Origin of the sequence: Winogradskyella helgolandensis, from assembly GCF_013404085.1 — a bacterium.
GTDB classification, from domain to species: domain Bacteria; phylum Bacteroidota; class Bacteroidia; order Flavobacteriales; family Flavobacteriaceae; genus Winogradskyella; species Winogradskyella helgolandensis.
Window position 1 is genome coordinate 805,693 of record NZ_JABFHO010000001.1, and the last position, 16,794, is coordinate 822,486.

The following is a 16,794-nucleotide window of genomic DNA, read 5'->3' on the forward strand; positions in this document are numbered from 1 at the left end:
GTAATATAAATGAATCAAAACCGCATCATGTTGATGCGGTTTTCTATTTTTGTTAAACCTGATAAACGAAACGTGAACTTTAAGTATTCAAAAAAAGATAAACTAAAAAGTAAAAAGTTAATAGAACAGCTTTTTACTAATGGCAAAGCTGTTACCGCTTATCCGCTAAGATTGGTGTATCTTAAAACTGAATACGAAGATGGTTCAACATTAAAAACAGGTGTTTCTGTAAGTAAACGATTGCATAAAACGGCCGTTTCTAGAAACCAAATTAAACGATTGCTCCGCGAAGCCTATAGACTGAATAAACCCTTATATTTTAACAATAGTTCTGAATCTTATGCGTTTATGATTTTGTACCTTAGTAAGGATGGAACAACTTTTGATAAACTAAATGATGGTATGAAATTATTGTTTCGGAAATTTACCGACAAAATCGCTACACATGAAAAAACTGCTACATAAAAAAATACTAATTCCTGTCTTTGGTGTGCTTATCTTTTTTGGCACCACAGCTTTTAAGAACGACTTTTTTGAAATTGCGAAACAAATAGAAATATTTACCACGCTTTTTAAGGAAATTAACATGAACTATGTGGATGATACCAACCCAGGAGATTTAATGGATACCGCTATTAAAAGCATGTTAGACGATTTAGATCCTTACACACAGTTTTATAACGAACAAGACGTAGAAGCCTCTAGAATTAACAATGCAGGGGATTATACAGGTATTGGAGCGAAGGTTTTAACCTTAAAAGATAAATTGGTTATTGTAGAACCTTATCAAAATTATGCTGCCGATAAAGCCGGACTTAAAGCTGGTGATGAAATTATTAAAGTAGATAAAGTTGTGGTTGCTGATTTTAAAGATGATGCTGCCAACCTACTACAGGGAGCTGCTGGTACAGAAGTTTCTGTGACCTATAGACGACAAGGCAAAACCAATACGGTCACTATTATTAGAGAATCGCTAGATATTAAAGCCGTACCACACTACTCTATGGTCAATGATAAAACCGGTTATGTGGTACTAAGAAAATTTAATGATAAAGCGTCTTCTGAGACAATAAGAGCTATTAAAGCCTTAAAAAATCAAGGCGCTACGCAATTAATATTAGATTTAAGAGGAAATCCTGGTGGTTTATTGCACGAAGCGGTTAACGTCACTAATATTTTTGTGCCGAAAGATCAATTAGTCGTAACCACTAAATCTAAAGTAAAAAAATACAATAAAACCTATTATACACAACGTGAAGCTGTAGATACTGAAATTCCATTAGTCGTTTTAATTGATGGTAAAAGTGCTTCAGCAAGCGAGATTGTTTCTGGTGCTTTACAAGACATGGATCGTGCAGTTGTAGTGGGAACAAGAAGTTTTGGTAAAGGTTTAGTACAACGACCAAAACCGTTGACTTATGGTACACAAATGAAGATTACAATTTCCAGATATTACACACCATCTGGTCGTTGTATTCAGGCTCTAGATTACTGGAATCGTGATGAAGATGGTAATGCCACAAGAACACAACAAGAAAACTATAATGCTTTTAAAACCAGAAATGGACGCGATGTGTTTGATGGAGGCGGTGTAGAACCAGATGTTGAAGTTGAATTTTCTAAGCAAACACCTATAAGTAAAGCGATATCTAACGAAAATCTAGTCTTCAACTTTGCAACAGACTATTATTACGATCATCAAATTGAAGATTTAAAAGGCTTTTCACTTTCAGATTCAGACTTTAAAAAGTTTAAAAATTATATTAAATCAAGCGGTTTTAATTTTGAAACTAAGACAGAAATAGCTTTAGATAAGGCTATTGCTGTAGCTAAAGAAGAAGCACTTGAAGCCGAAATTAATTCAGAATACAACGCCTTAACTGCCGCTTTACAAGCGTATAAAACCAATGCGATTGACGATAATAAAACACAATTAAAATCATTACTAACAGACGAAATTATTAAACGTTATTTTTATAGTGAAGGTTTATATACCTATTATACTGCTAATAATGCAGAAATTAAAAAAGCCTTAAGCATTCTTAATAATCCTTCGCAATATGCAGGCATTTTGAGATAGCATTAAAATTATTTATATTTAACGTCATAACTATTTTCTATTAGTAAGAAAATTATATAGCAACATGAAACCCCTATTTATCCTATTATGCTTATGTTTTCAACTTTCTTTTGCTCAAAAGGAACTGAAGCACGAAGTATATTTTGAAACTGACCAACACGATATTCCTGAAACTGAGCACAGTAGGTTATTACTTTTTCTGTCCAAAATTGAAGATGTTGATATAGAAAAAGTGTCCATTTACGGCTTTACAGATGATCGCGGTAGTGATAATTACAATCTTGTTTTATCGCAAAATCGTGCAGATGCTATAAAAGAAGTCTTTTCTAATAACGAATTTGATGAGTCTAAAATGACCAACGTTGATGGAAAAGGTAAAATTTTAGTGAATATTATTAAAGAAAATGATCTTAATAAAATACGTGGTTTAAACCGTAAAGTTGAAATCATTGTAACTCCTGTTTTTCCTCCAAAAATAAAGGAAGTAAAACCTATTGTTGACACGACTGAAGATTTATTAAGAGGTGATTTAAAAGAAGGTGATAAAATTCTATTAGAAAATTTGTTGTTTAGAACAGGCTATAGCTATCTAACAAAAGAATCTAAAGTTGTACTCGATAGAATTGCAGAAATTTTAGTAGAACGAACCAATGTATATTTCACTATTGAAGGCCATGTGTGCTGTACACAAGGTGAAAGAGATGCCATTGATCGTAAGACTAAAAAAAGAAACCTATCTGTGGCACGCGCAAAATATATCTATGATTATTTAGTTGATAAAGGTGTGAAACATTACCGCATGAAATTTGCTGGTATGAGACGAAAACAACCCCTTGGAGGTGAACCACAATTAGATAGACGTGTCGAAATTTTAGTGACTCGCATTTATGAAAAAAAATAATTAGGACTTAATCATATTAATATGCGGAATACCATCTTCTAGGTACTCCTCACCTACTTCATAAAATTCTAAATTGTTATAAAACTGTTTCAAATACGTTTGTGCAGAAATTCTAATTATACGCTCATTATAATGCGATTTAATGGCTTCAATTGACGCCTTCATTATAGCGTAACCATATTTAAATTTTCGTGTATTCTGTTGTACTACAACTCTACCAATACTAGATTCATCAAAATAATAACCTGGCTTAAAAATTCGTGTATAAGCCACTAATTTATCATCTTTATACCCTAAAATATGATGAGCTTTTTGATCCTTTCCGTCTATATCCTGGTATACACAATCTTGCTCAACTACAAAGACTTCACTACGTAATTGAAGTAGATTATAAAGTTCTTGCGTTGTTAATTCGTTGAAATTCTTAATTATTATATCTAGCATTAATCTTGTACAATGACCTCTTTAGGGTCTTCTTTATTAAACTCTGGTTGGATAGTAACATGGTTGATGTTAAATTCATCATGTAAAACCGTTTCAATATCTAAAAGTAAATCATTAAACGCAGTCGTAGAAATGTCTTCTGTTAAGTCCAAATGGGCTTCTAAATGCAACTCATCATCACTTAAATTCCAAATATGAACATGATGTAGTTTACTAACTTTAGGTAGTTTATTAACAGTTCTTACTACATCTTTAATATTAATAGTATCTGGTGTAAACAACATTAACATTTTAGTCGATGTTTTTAATAAATCGTAACCCACCCAAATTAAATATAAAGCAATTAATAAGGTTAATAAACTATCTACCCAAAATAGTTGATAGTATTTCATTAATAACCCACCAACTAATACTGCTACACTTGCTAACATATCTGTAAGTAAATGCAAATAGGCAGACCGCATATTAATGTTATTTTTAGAATCTTTTCTTAATAATAAAACACTCAAACCATTTCCTATAATGGCTATAATAGCTAACCAAATCACTAAGCCAGATTCTATTTCTTGAGGATTATTAAAACGTTTTACAGCTTCAAAAATTAAGATAATCGCGACTATAATAAGTGTACTAGCATTAATGAATGCCGCTAAAATTTCGGCACGTTTATAGCCAAAGGTTCTATTAATAGACGCTTTTTGCTTAGATAAACGAGCAGCGACATAACTAACAATTAAAGAAACAACATCGCTAAAATTATGTAAAGCGTCACTAAGTAATGATAAACTACCAGAAACTAATCCACCAATAACCTGAGCTATTGTAATAACAATATTTAAGAGTATTGAAATTAATAGCTTTTGCCCCTTTAAATCTTTAGGACTGTGAGAATGGTTATGATGGTGGTTCATTTGACATCAATTTAGAATTGATATTAACATGATGCCGGAATCTTATCTACACGGTTTTGATGACGACCTCCTTCAAACTTAGTCTCTAAGAATGTATCTACCATTTTAATAGCTTGTGGAATCGATGTAAAACGTGCTGGAATACATATAATATTTGCATTATTATGTAAACGCGTTAATTCTGTAATTTCATTCGTCCAACATACACCAGCTCTTACATGTTGGTATTTATTAGCGGTCATAGCCACTCCATTAGCGCTTCCACAAATAAGAATACCAAAATCTACTTTTTTAGCCTCCACATCTTTAGCAACAGGATGTACAAAATCTGGATAATCTACACTATCTAAACTATCGGTTCCGTAATTAATAACGGTATGTCCTTTAGCTTCTAAATGTTTTACGATAGCAAATTTATAATCTGGTCCTGCGTGATCGTTTCCTATTGAAATGTTCATTTTTTTTATTTTAGAATACAAAGTTACGAATAAAAAAAACCTAATGTTTTTGCATTAAGATTTCTTTATTATATAATCTTTTAGAAGTTAATTAAAAAAATGAACCTTCATTTCTAACCCTAGGTTTTAGAATTTACAACGTCTTTGATATGCTAGGTAATTTATTATATAAAATTGTCTAAATCTTTCAAATTGTGGGTAAATTTTCTTGAAAGTTTAAAGACTTCATCCTTAACTTCTACTGTTGTCCCTGATGTTTTATTAATAAAGTTTGGATTAATTGCAACACTTTTGTTAATTCTAATAAGCAATTCTTCAGGAAACGTATTTATTAAACTACTTAAAGATTGTCTGATTAAAAGTGTTTCATTTAAAAACGTTAACCTAGAATAAACATGCTCTGATTTTACATATAAAAGTTCTGTCAGATCTACAGTATAAATAGATTTACCATTAGTAAATTTAAAGCTTTTAACATCAATTGTTTTATTAGAATTGAAATGCAATTGTAGCGCTGTAACCACATCAATTTTTTTGAATGGTTTTGATAAATAACCTATCGGATTCGTTTTTGTTATCTCATTTAAGGTATTAACATCATTGTAAGACGTTAAGTATAGATAAGGAATATCATATTTAGTATTTATATAATTAGCGATATCAATACCTGTTTTGACACCAAATAACGATACATCTAAAAACACCAAGTCAATAGTTTGTTCAGTACCTAAGATGTCTAGAGCCTCTTCAAAATCTATAGCAATACCACAACACTTAAATCCAGCACTCTCAATATAATTTTTTAGTAAATTAGCAATAAGTATTTCGTCTTCTACAATTAGTATATTATACATTTATTATTTGTTTTTTAATACTTTAATAATGTAATAAAACCCATTGCGTTTTAAATTTCCTTTTAGTTGTTTGACCATACTTTCTATTATAAATAAGCCTAAACCGTGACCTGATTCTTTTAAATAAAAACTTGAACCATTATCGGAATAGTTAATATTCAAATACTCATTTTCTTCAGAAATTTCAATAAAAATCTCTAATTTATCGGTTACTACAGCATGTTTTATACTATTAGATATTAACTCATTTATAAGAATACCTAGAGGTACTGCAATATCTATAGAAACTTCTATATTAAGAATTTGAGGATGAAAAACAACTGTTCTCGTATCTAGTTTTATTAACGAATCACCTATTTTATTAATGTATTCATTAATGTTGTGTTTATCGTCTAGTTTTGAGTTAGACTTGCCCATCATATCTTCATGAACAATCGCAATCGCTTCTATCCGTTGCCTGAGGGTTTCAAATTGTAATTTTGAATAAGCGTCTTTTGTTTCTATCGCTTGAAAGTTTACAAGGCTAATAATTAATGATAGATTGTTTTTTACACGATGGTTAAGCTCTTTTAATAAAAATTCTTTTTCCGCTACATTCTTTTGTAATTCTTTATTAATGAAAGTTATGTTATGTCTTGTTTCTCGTATTATTTTATTCTTTCTAGCAATTAATATTAGAGCTGTTATGAATAATGCTAAAGCGGCTATCAAACTATAAATAAAGCTTTTTAATTGAGCATTAAATGACTTTATTTTTTCATTTTCATAAAAGACATTATCGCGTTTTATTTGCTCTTTTTCTAATAAAAAATTGTTTTCAATATCTTTAACTTTTAATAATTGGCGATCATAAGATAAGGCCTCTTTTAAATGGTAATATTCTTCTAAAAAAAATAAAGAAGAATCTAACTTATTTTGCTTTTTATACAACTCGCTTTTTAAGTGATGTGTTTGTGCAAAAGCAAATGAATATTCAAAATTTTTGCTGTAATGCATAACAGAATCTGTATAAATGAAAGCCTTATTTAAGTTATTCTCGGTATAATATAGATCCGCTAAATTATAATACATGGAAGAAATTCCTATTGAATCACTGTGTGTTTTATAATTATAAAGTGCTAAATTAAAATAATTCTTTTTTTCTGAAATATCATTATTTGAAATCAAAAAACCTTTAACCATATAAGCCACAGCTGCCACGTCGTTATACTTGTTTTTGGTTGAAAATGCTATGGATTTATCTATATATTCATTAGCTAAAGTAAAATTATCATAAACCCTATATAAGGAAGCATAACGATATAGCAATTCCCCATATTTTTCATCTTTTTGTTCGGGGTGTTCTTGTATTAAGATATTGGCAAGGTCTAACTCTGTTTTACTTCTATTAAAATCTTCAAAAATCTCATAAACTAAAGCACGCCGTAAGTGAACAATAATTTTTAAATCTATATTTAAATTAGGGTCTTCTAATAAATCATTAGAAATGGTCATCATAGTATCAAATAACTCTACTTGACTTAATGGAAACAGTTTTACGGTTTTTAAAACCTGCTGTTCTTTAATATCAGTGGTTTCACTTAACTTCTTATCGATATACAAAAACCCTTCATTTGGACTGTTATTTCTAACAAAATAGTCTGACGTCTCTTTTAATTCATCTAGTGCTTTAGTTTGCGAAAAACTAAAACCTACACAAAGAAATAAAATGAAAGAGAAATTTTTGAGCACGTAAAAAATATTAGTGGTTGATAAATTAACAAAAAAAAACCTTGAAAACTACTTCAAGGTTTCTTTAACACTTATAAAAATTAATTAATAATTACTTTTTGATTATAATTATGCGAACTATTTGAAATTTGTAAAATATAAACTCCAAATTGAATATGCTTAATATCAATTGCATTATTGTGAATTGAACTATCTAAAACTACACTCAATATTTCTCTTCCATTAACATCATATAGTTTTGCTTTTGCATCCTCATATAATTGACCGCTAACAATCAATTCTTTTGTTGCTTTAGAGGTATATATCTTTAATTTATCTAATTCATTTTCTAAATTACTTAAAGTGGTATTTGAAAAATGAAGATAAAAACGACCTGTGCCCTCTAATGTACTACTTGGAGTAATGACATAGTTAGAGGTATTTAACAACGTAAATGTATTCTCTACGGTATCTTCTAAATACACTTCTACTGTTTGAGGTAAACTAGAAGTTTCTATTGCTATAGTTAATTGTTCACCTTCATTTGCATTAATACCTAATGGCACTATTCCTTCTGATAAAAAGTCTTTAGCCAAAGATTGAATTGCCATATCTAAACCAGTATTATCTTCTACTAAATGAGAATAGATGGCAAACGAACCAGCAGAATTTCCAAACATTCCTGCGTCATAACCTAGGTCTAATCCATCTGATGAATTGTCATTAAAATAGAAGTCTGTCTTATAGGTTTTATTACCATTATTAAGTTCTAATCTTAAATGTTGATTTGTATTTGAACTACGCCCTGCAATAAAATCATCAGTGGTACCATGTTGCCTTATGTTAGAATTAAACTCAACAGTACCGGTATTTTCTACAGCAACAAAGAAACCTTGGCCAGGTGCTAAAGCCGTTGTATAATCTATTGTATTTAAATTATATATAACCCATCCGTCTGAAGCATCTCCATCATAACCATATATACCAGCATTGTTTGCATCCAAGGTTGTTAAATTATTAGTATTACTCAAAAAGTCTTGAACATTCATATACGATGGATATGGATTTCCTATTAAATTCCATTTGCTATAAAAAGGTCCTGAGTTAGATACACTTTGTGATACTGATCCTTGATTAATAGTTCCTTGAAAATGTAATATCCCATTATCCGTGGTTCCTGCACGGTAACCAATTCCTGAGACTAGCTCAGCCGTTTCCGTATTTGAATAGGTAACATAATCTCCTATAGTCTTATCAAAAGGACCAAAAAGGAACAAGGTATTAGCAGTATTAGAAACTATATTATCGTTTTGTGCTACAAAATCAGTAAAAACTTGTCCGGATACTGGTGGAGTCACAAGATCGTTACCACCAATAGATTGTACGGCATTAACGTGACGTTTATAATTTACAAGTCCGGTAATTGTACCATTTGAAATTAAACTAGCATAACCTGTAGAGGTTGATTCTAAGATTACGTTTGGTACTTTCAGTGTTACTGCAGCATTAATTGTAACATCCGCATCTTCTTTTACTACTAAGCTTAATAAATCTACACTAGATGTAAAACTATACACTTCTGAAGCTTTTATTAGCGCATTTTTTAAATCTGTTTCTATTGTTGGTGGTCTATTCCATGAACTATTAACATATACCAACCAATCCACAATTTGATCTTCACCATTACTACCTGGCGAACCAAAATCGGTTGTGATACTTTCCGATGTGGTAGCGGCTTCCCAAAGAGAACCATCATTATTGTTTTCAATATTACTACCAACATATATCATTGCGGCTCCATCTGGATTTGGCCATATGGTGCCACCATCGTATTCTACACGGTCAATTTCTGTAGTGTTTCCATCTGTTAAAATAAGAGCATCTGCTCCATTGTCTAAATCAATATTAGCGTATTGATAATCTAAAGTAACACCACCATTTGTAACTGTATTACTATTATTTCCTAACACAATAAAGCTGTCTGCATCAACAATAACGTCTCCTGTTATGGTGTGTAAATCACTATTTCCATCACTAATTGTCCAACCATTTAAATTTACAGGAAATGCTTCTGGATTATAGACCTCGAAATACTCACCATTAATATCTGAAACAATATTTGGATTTTGCATCACTTCAGAAATGATAAGGTTTCCTGTAGATACTAAACCACAGTTTTCGCTATAACTACATGTACTATCTTTAGTCCAATTGGAATAGATACCATTACCAGCTATAGCTGCTACTTCATCTGCTACATTTATACAAAATAAATTATTGGTGTTTTGTGTGAATAAATTAGTCAATGCCGTATTACTTCTTACATCTAAACTACTTATTGGAGTATTTACTAAATTTAATTGGGTTAATGAAGTATTAGTAGTTAGTATTAAACTACTTATTGAAGTATTATTAAGGTTTACATTTATCAATGAGGTACTGCCGCTAATATCTAAACTACTAAGAGGTGTTTGAGACGCATTTAATATGGTTATAGGTGCGCTACCTAATTCTAAATTAGTTAGAGATGATCCACCAACATTTAAGTTATTTAATGCCGTGTTGGCACTTACATCTAAACTACTTATAGAAGTATTACCTAAATATATTGTAGTTAAAGCTAGATTTGCGCTGAGATCTACAGTAGCAACTGAACTGTTATTAGCGAATAACTGAGTTAGTGCTGTAAAATCTTCAATACCTGTTAAATCAACTACTCCAGGAAAAGCAATTAAATTTATTGCCGGTTGAGTTTCAATATTAGCTGTTAGTACATAATTATCTAATACATCATCCCAACCACGGTCTATGAGGTATAGCTCAAATTGATCGTCTGGAACATAGGTATAACCTATAGGACTACAGTGCTCACTGTAACTACATGAGGCATCTTTTGTCCATCCTGAATAAATACCTGTGCCTGCATTTGCTGCAAATTCGTTTGCTACAGCTATACAATCTAAGTTGGAAGTGAAGTTCGTAGATAAATAAGTTAATGAATTATGATTACTTACATCTAAACTACTTAACGAGGTTTGATCAACGGCTAAATACGTTAACAGCGTATTGTAACTTACATCTAAACTACTTAATGAAGTCCTAAACGCGCTTAAAATTGTTAATAAAGGATTAGCACTTAAATCTAAACTACTTATTGAAGTATCATTTATTCGTAAATCTGTTAACGAAACATTATTACTTATATTTAAACTACTTAATGAAGTTTCCCTAACGGATAAATGAGTTAGTGCAGTATTATTAGTCACGTCTAAACTAGTTAGTAAACTGTTATCACCTACAATCAAAATAGTTAATGCTGTATTACTACTTATATCTATAGTACTTAATGATGTGTTATAAGCATATAAAGTAGTGAGAGCTGTAAAATCCTTTATTCCTGTTAAATCACTAACACTTGTATTTGCTAAGTCTACTGTAGTTACCGTTTCAATATTAGCCGTTACTACATAATCATCTAAAACATCATCTAAGTTATTATCTATTAAATACTGTTCAAAAACATTGTCTGGGACGTAAGTAAGTGCTACTGGGTTACAATCTTCACTATAACTACATGAGGTATCTTTTGTCCAACCCGAATAAATTCCTGTGCCAGCATTTGCTGCTGCTGCATCTGCTACGGTTATACAATCTAAGTTAGATGTGTTAAGCGAACGAAAAAGAGTTAATGAAGCTTGGTTACTTAAGTCTAAACTACTAATTGAGGTATCATTTACATCTAAAAAAGTTAACATAGTATTATTACTAACATCTAAGCTAGTTATGGATGAGCCTTGAATACTTAAACCATCTAAAATTACATTATTACTAACATCTAAACTACTTATAGGTGTTCCACCAACAATTAGTCTTGTTAATGAGATATTATTACTAACATCTAAACTACTTATAGATGTATAATGTATTTGTAAATTATCTAATGCTAAATTATTACTAACATCTAAACTACTTATAGAAGTGCCAAAAGCATATAAAGTAGTTAATGCCGCAAAATCCTCTATTCCCGTTAAGTCACTTATATTCCTGTTTCCTACATTTACTGTAGTTACCGTCGCAATATCATCTGTTACGACATAATCATCTAAAACATCATCTAAGTTATTATCTATTAAATACTGTTCAAAAACATTATCTGGAACATAAGTAAGCGCTACTGGATTACAGTCTTCACTGTAACTACAGGTGCCATCTTTTGTCCAATTGGTATAAATACCTGTAGTGGCATCTGCCGCAGTGGCATCTGCTACGGTTATGCAATCTAAATTTGGTGTGTTAGTGGCATTAAAATATATTAATTCAGTATTATTACTTACATCTAAACTACTTATTGAGGTATTATCTACATATAAACCAACTAATGAGGTATTTGTACCCACATCTAAAGTGCTAATTTGGGTATTACTAATTACTAAGACAATTAATTCAGTATTACCACTAATATCAATACTACTTAATGGTGTGCTACCCATACGTAAAGAAATTAATTGAGTGTTGCTGCTCACATCTATACTACTTATGCTGGTGTCAGTAATATTTAAACCCGTTAATAAGGTATTCATACTCACATCTATATTACTTATTGCTGTATTTCGTATATCTAAATGAATTAATGCGGTATTTGAGCTTACATCTAAACTACTTATAGAGGTTCCAAAAGCATATAAAACTTCTAATGCAGTATTATTACTTACATCTAAACTACTCAGTGGGGTATTAAAAACATTTAATTCCGTTAATGCTGTAAAATCCTCTATACCTGTTAAATTACTAACACTTGTATTATATAATTCTACTAAAGTTACAGTCTCAATATTAGCCGTTACAACATAATCATCTAAAACATCATCCAGTTCATTATCTATTAAATACTGTTCAAAAACATTATCTGGAACATAAGTAAGCGCTACTGGATTACAGTCTTCACTGTAACTACAGGTGCCATCTTTTGTCCAATTGGTATAAATACCTGTAGTGGCATCTGCCGCAGTGGCATCTGCTACGGTTATGCAATCTAAGTTAGAAGTGTAATTTGCTTCTAAATTAGTTAATGCAGTATTAGTACTTAAATCTAAACTGCTTAGTGGTGTATTACTTACATATAAAGTGGTCAATGCAATATTTGTACTTACATCTAAACTACTCAGAGATGACGTATTATTAATAGATAAGAATGTTAATGCGGTATTCAAACTCAAATCTATACTACTTATTGAAGTTCCAAAAGCATTTAATGTAGTTAATAAAGTATTATTACTTACATCCAAACTGGTTAATGGACTATTAGAAACACGCAAATCTGTTAATAAAGTATTATTACTTACGTCTAAACTGGTTAGTGATGTCTCATAAGTATATAAAGCTGTTAATGCTGTATTACTACTCACATCTAAACTAGATAGTGAACTGTTATCACTTGCACTTAAAATAGTTAATGCAGCAAAATCCTCTATTCCTGTTAAATCACTTACACCTGTATTACCTAAATTTACAAAAGTTACCGTCTCAATATTAGCTGTTGGTACATAATCATCTAACACATCATCTAAGTTATTATCTATTAAATACTGTTCAAAAACATTGTCTGGGACATAAGTAAGTGCTACTGGGTTACAATCTTCGCTGTAACTACAGGTGGCATCTTTTTGCCAACTAGCGTAAATACCTGTACCTGCATTTGCTGCCGTGGCATCTGCTACTTTAATACAATCTAAGTTAGATGTAATAATAGCATATAAAAAAGTTAATGCTGAATTATTACTCACATCTAAACTACTTAATGCTGAAAATTCAACAGTTAAAGTTGATAATGAGGCATTATTACTAACATCTATATTACTTATTGAAGTATTACCAATACCTAAACTAGATAGTGCTGTATTATTACTGACATCTAAACTACTTAACGAAGAAAAAGAAACATTTAAATAGTATAATGCAATATTACTACTAAGATCTAGACTACTTATTGAGGTGTTCTCAATATTTAAATTATATAATGCTAAATTATTACTGACATCTAAACTACTTAATGAAGATTCAAAAGCATTTAAAACATATAAAGCTGTATTACTGCTTACATCAATACTACTTAAAGAAGTGTTAGAAATATTTAAATTAAATAATGCAGTAAAGTCTTCAATACCTGTTAAATTACTAATGTTTGTATTACTTAAATCTACTGCAGTTACCGTCTCAATATTAGCTGTTGGTACATAATCATCTAAGACATCATCTAAGTTATTATCTATTAAATACTGTTCAAAAACATCGTCTGGAACGTGTGTAAGTGCTACTGGGTTACAATCTTCACTGTAACTAACAGTCCCATCTTCATACCAACCTGAGTAATTTCCCGTACCTGAGGTTGCAGCTGTTTCATCTGCAACGTTAATACAGTCTAAGTTAGACATATTAAAAGCATAGAATTCAGTTAATGCTGTATTCATACTTAAATCTAAATGACTTAAAGATAAGTCTTGAACATCTAAATAAGTTAATGAAATATTACTTGTAACATCTAGACTACTAATAGATGTTTGTTGTACTTCTAAATGAGTTAAGGCAGTATTACTACTCACATCTATACTACTAAGCGGTGTACTACTTACCGATAAATAAGTCAATAAAGTATTACTACTCACATCTAAACTGCTTAATGTTGAACTATAGGCTTCTAAGTGAGTTAAAGCAGTAAAATCTTCAATACCTGTTAAATTAATAACACTTGAATTATATAAATAAACTTCAGTTAAGTCTTCAATTTTATAAGTTAATACATAATCATCTAATGGTGCAGAATCGTAATTATTACTTATTAAGTATTGCTCAAACCCATCATCTGGCACATAAGTAAGCGCAAGACAGTCTACACTATAACTACAAGAGTCATCTTTTTGCCAATTGGTATAAATTCCGGTACCAGCATTTGCTACTTCAGAATCTAATACGCTAATACAATCTAAAGTAGATATCTCATCAGCATTTAAAGTTGTTAATAAGGTATTATTTCTAAGATCCAAATTACTTAAGGATGTGTCATATACATTTAAAGTGGTTAAAAATGTATTATTACTTACATCTAAATTACTTATTGATGTGGTATTAATATCTAATTCTATTAATGCTGTATTATTACTGACATCCAAACTATTTAATGCAGCATTATATGCTGAGAAATTTGTTAATAACGTATTATTACTTAGATCTATACTACTTAATAGATAAGTACCATTAATATTTAAAGTCGTTAATGCGGTATTAGCACTTATATCTAAACTACTTAAATTAGTACCGTTAATATTTAAAGTCGTTAATGCAGTATTGTTGCTAACATCTAAACTAGATATACTGATATTTTCAATATTCAAAGCGGTTAAAGCGGTATTACTGCTTATGTCTAAACTATTTATATTAGTATTATCAAGGTTTAATGTGGTTAAGGCTGTAAAATCATCCAATCCTGTTAAGTCACTAACACCTGAATTAGATAAATTTAATTCTGTTACAGTTTCAATATTAGCTGTTGGTACAAAACCATCTATTGGTGCAGAATCATAATTTTGATCTATTAAGTACTCCTCAAAGCTATAATCTGGTATATAGGTATATGGAATACTACAATCTTCAGTATAATTACAATCTACATCTTTAGACCAACTTGAGTAAATACCTGATCCTGAAGAAGCCGAAAATGCATCAGCTACAGTAATACAAAATAAATTAACCGTATTATATGCACCTAAATTTGTTAAGGCTGTATTAGCACTCACATCTAAACTACTTATTGTTGAATCATAAAGTTCTAAAGTGGTTAATGCTAAATTATTACTTACATCTAAACTACTTAAAGAACTACTAGAAATATCTAAAGTGGTTAATGCTGTAAAATCTTCTATCCCTGTTAAGTCTGTAATTGCTAAACCATAAATACTAACATTAGTTACAAATTGAATAGCTTCAGTTCTTACATAATCGTCTAGTGGCCCACTATCAAGATTTTGGTTTATTAAGTACTGCTCAAAAATGTCATCTGGAACGTGAGTGTATGGAATATTATTACAATCTAAGCTATAAAAAGAGGTTTGATCAATATACCAGTCTCCATTATTTGTATTAGTATTTGCTAATACTAAATCATTAACTGTAATACAATCTAAATTAGAAGTATTAGTAATATCTAAATTAACTAATGCTGTATTATTACTAATATCTAAATTACTTAATGAAGTATTAGAAGCATTTAAAGTTTCTAATAATGTATTGTTGCTAACATCTAAACTACTTATTGAAGTATTAGAAGCATTTAAAGTTTCTAATAATGTATTGCTGCTAACATCTAAACTACTTATCGAAGTATTAAAAACATATAAACTTTTTAATACTGTATTGTTGCTAACATCTAAACTATTTATTGACGCAGAACTACCAACATCCAAAGTAGTTAATCCTGAAAAATCTTCTAATCCTGTTAAATTAGTAATACCATAACCACCTAAATATAAATCAGTAATAGATGTAATATTAGCCGTTGGTACATAATCATCTAATATTGGATCTAGATCAATGCCTACATCTATTAAATACTGCTCAAAGCCATCGTCTGGGACGTAAGTATTCTGAGCGGTTATATAATTGACAAATAATAGACTAAATAAACATAATAGATAAGGTAATTTCGTTTTCATAATTCAGAATTAATTAATAGCTTGAATTACAAGAGTATAAAAATTACTTTTTTATAAAAAAAATTTGTTCTGAAACGCCGTTTTTTGTTCTGAAAGTAAATACATAGAGTGGTTAATCTTATTTTTTGGTAGTTAATAGATCGGTTAATCTTGCATATACCATTTTAATAAGCCTTAAAATGAATAAGTTATAGTGATTAAAAATATTAGCTTATCCATCCATAATATTTAAATTGTTGTAATACTATAATGTAGATTAATTAAAGTAGACAGTTCTTATAAAATTCATTTAACGAAGACGTTAAATTATTAGTTTTCAAATCACTAATGAATCAATTGTTAATAGTAGTTTCATTGTTCATAAGTGCAGATAAAATAACAACTAATTGTTAATATCTGTTCACAACTATTGAAAACAAAAATTAGGATTATTCATTTATTTTTCCAAACTAAAATTGAAACGTCATAACCAAATAAGTTAGTACTTTTTTTAAAATAAGTTATCAGACCTAAAAGTTGTGAAATGAACAGTATTTTACAAAATACATGTTAGTCAATTCTATTAACATTCGTTATTAACAGTTGTTAATAGCTTTTTAATTTAGCTTAAAAATGAAGCGTTTAGATGTAAACTTAGTGTTAACTAAAATGTTGTAAAATGTAAACTACGAGTATTCAAAATAAAACTTCAAAAAGTTATAGCCACTATTAACATACTATAATAACCACCA

9 protein-coding genes are annotated in these 16,794 nt (G+C 30.0%); 3 read left to right on the forward strand and 6 right to left on the reverse strand.

Annotated features, from left to right (window positions below; genetic code table 11):
• The first annotated feature begins 33 nt into the window (after positions 1 to 33).
• From rnpA to HM992_RS03270, 3 genes are all read left to right on the forward strand, one after another.
• The gene (gene rnpA, locus HM992_RS03260; RefSeq protein ID WP_195806641.1) at positions 34 to 465 is read left to right on the forward strand and encodes a ribonuclease P protein component; all 432 of its coding nucleotides are present in this window, start codon (positions 34 to 36) and stop codon (positions 463 to 465) included.
• The gene (locus tag HM992_RS03265) at positions 446 to 2,080 is read left to right on the forward strand and encodes a S41 family peptidase (protein ID WP_179318701.1); all 1,635 of its coding nucleotides are present in this window, start codon (positions 446 to 448) and stop codon (positions 2,078 to 2,080) included. The genes rnpA and HM992_RS03265 overlap by 20 nt, the downstream gene beginning before the upstream one ends.
• Before the next feature lie 64 nt (positions 2,081 to 2,144).
• Entirely contained in the window at positions 2,145 to 2,981 is an 837-nt protein-coding gene (locus HM992_RS03270; protein ID WP_178986425.1) for an OmpA family protein, read from the forward strand.
• On the opposite strand, the gene HM992_RS03275 is transcribed toward HM992_RS03270, so the two are convergent.
• From HM992_RS03275 to HM992_RS03300, 6 genes are all read right to left on the reverse strand, one after another.
• On the reverse strand, positions 2,982 to 3,425 hold the full coding sequence (locus HM992_RS03275; protein WP_179318702.1) for a GNAT family N-acetyltransferase: 444 nt from the start codon (positions 3,423 to 3,425) through the stop codon (positions 2,982 to 2,984).
• Positions 3,425 to 4,336 (reverse strand): cation diffusion facilitator family transporter, encoded by a 912-nt coding sequence (locus HM992_RS03280; protein ID WP_179318703.1) that lies wholly within the window; start codon positions 4,334 to 4,336, stop codon positions 3,425 to 3,427. The genes HM992_RS03275 and HM992_RS03280 overlap by 1 nt, the downstream gene beginning before the upstream one ends.
• A 23-nt stretch (positions 4,337 to 4,359) precedes the next feature.
• Positions 4,360 to 4,794 carry a ribose 5-phosphate isomerase B gene (gene rpiB, locus HM992_RS03285; protein WP_178986422.1) on the reverse strand — a complete coding sequence of 145 codons (435 nt, stop codon included), beginning with the start codon at positions 4,792 to 4,794 and terminating at the stop codon, positions 4,360 to 4,362.
• Between the two features lie 164 nt (positions 4,795 to 4,958).
• Positions 4,959 to 5,648 (reverse strand): response regulator transcription factor, encoded by a 690-nt coding sequence (locus HM992_RS03290; RefSeq protein WP_179318704.1) that lies wholly within the window; start codon positions 5,646 to 5,648, stop codon positions 4,959 to 4,961.
• 3 nt (positions 5,649 to 5,651) lie between these two features.
• A complete protein-coding gene (locus HM992_RS03295) occupies positions 5,652 to 7,145 on the reverse strand; it encodes a sensor histidine kinase (RefSeq protein ID WP_179318705.1) in 1,494 nt (497 codons plus the stop codon).
• A gap of 314 nt (positions 7,146 to 7,459) precedes the next feature.
• The gene (locus tag HM992_RS03300) at positions 7,460 to 16,063 is read right to left on the reverse strand and encodes a lamin tail domain-containing protein (protein ID WP_179318706.1); all 8,604 of its coding nucleotides are present in this window, start codon (positions 16,061 to 16,063) and stop codon (positions 7,460 to 7,462) included.
• Positions 16,064 to 16,794 lie beyond the last annotated feature (731 nt).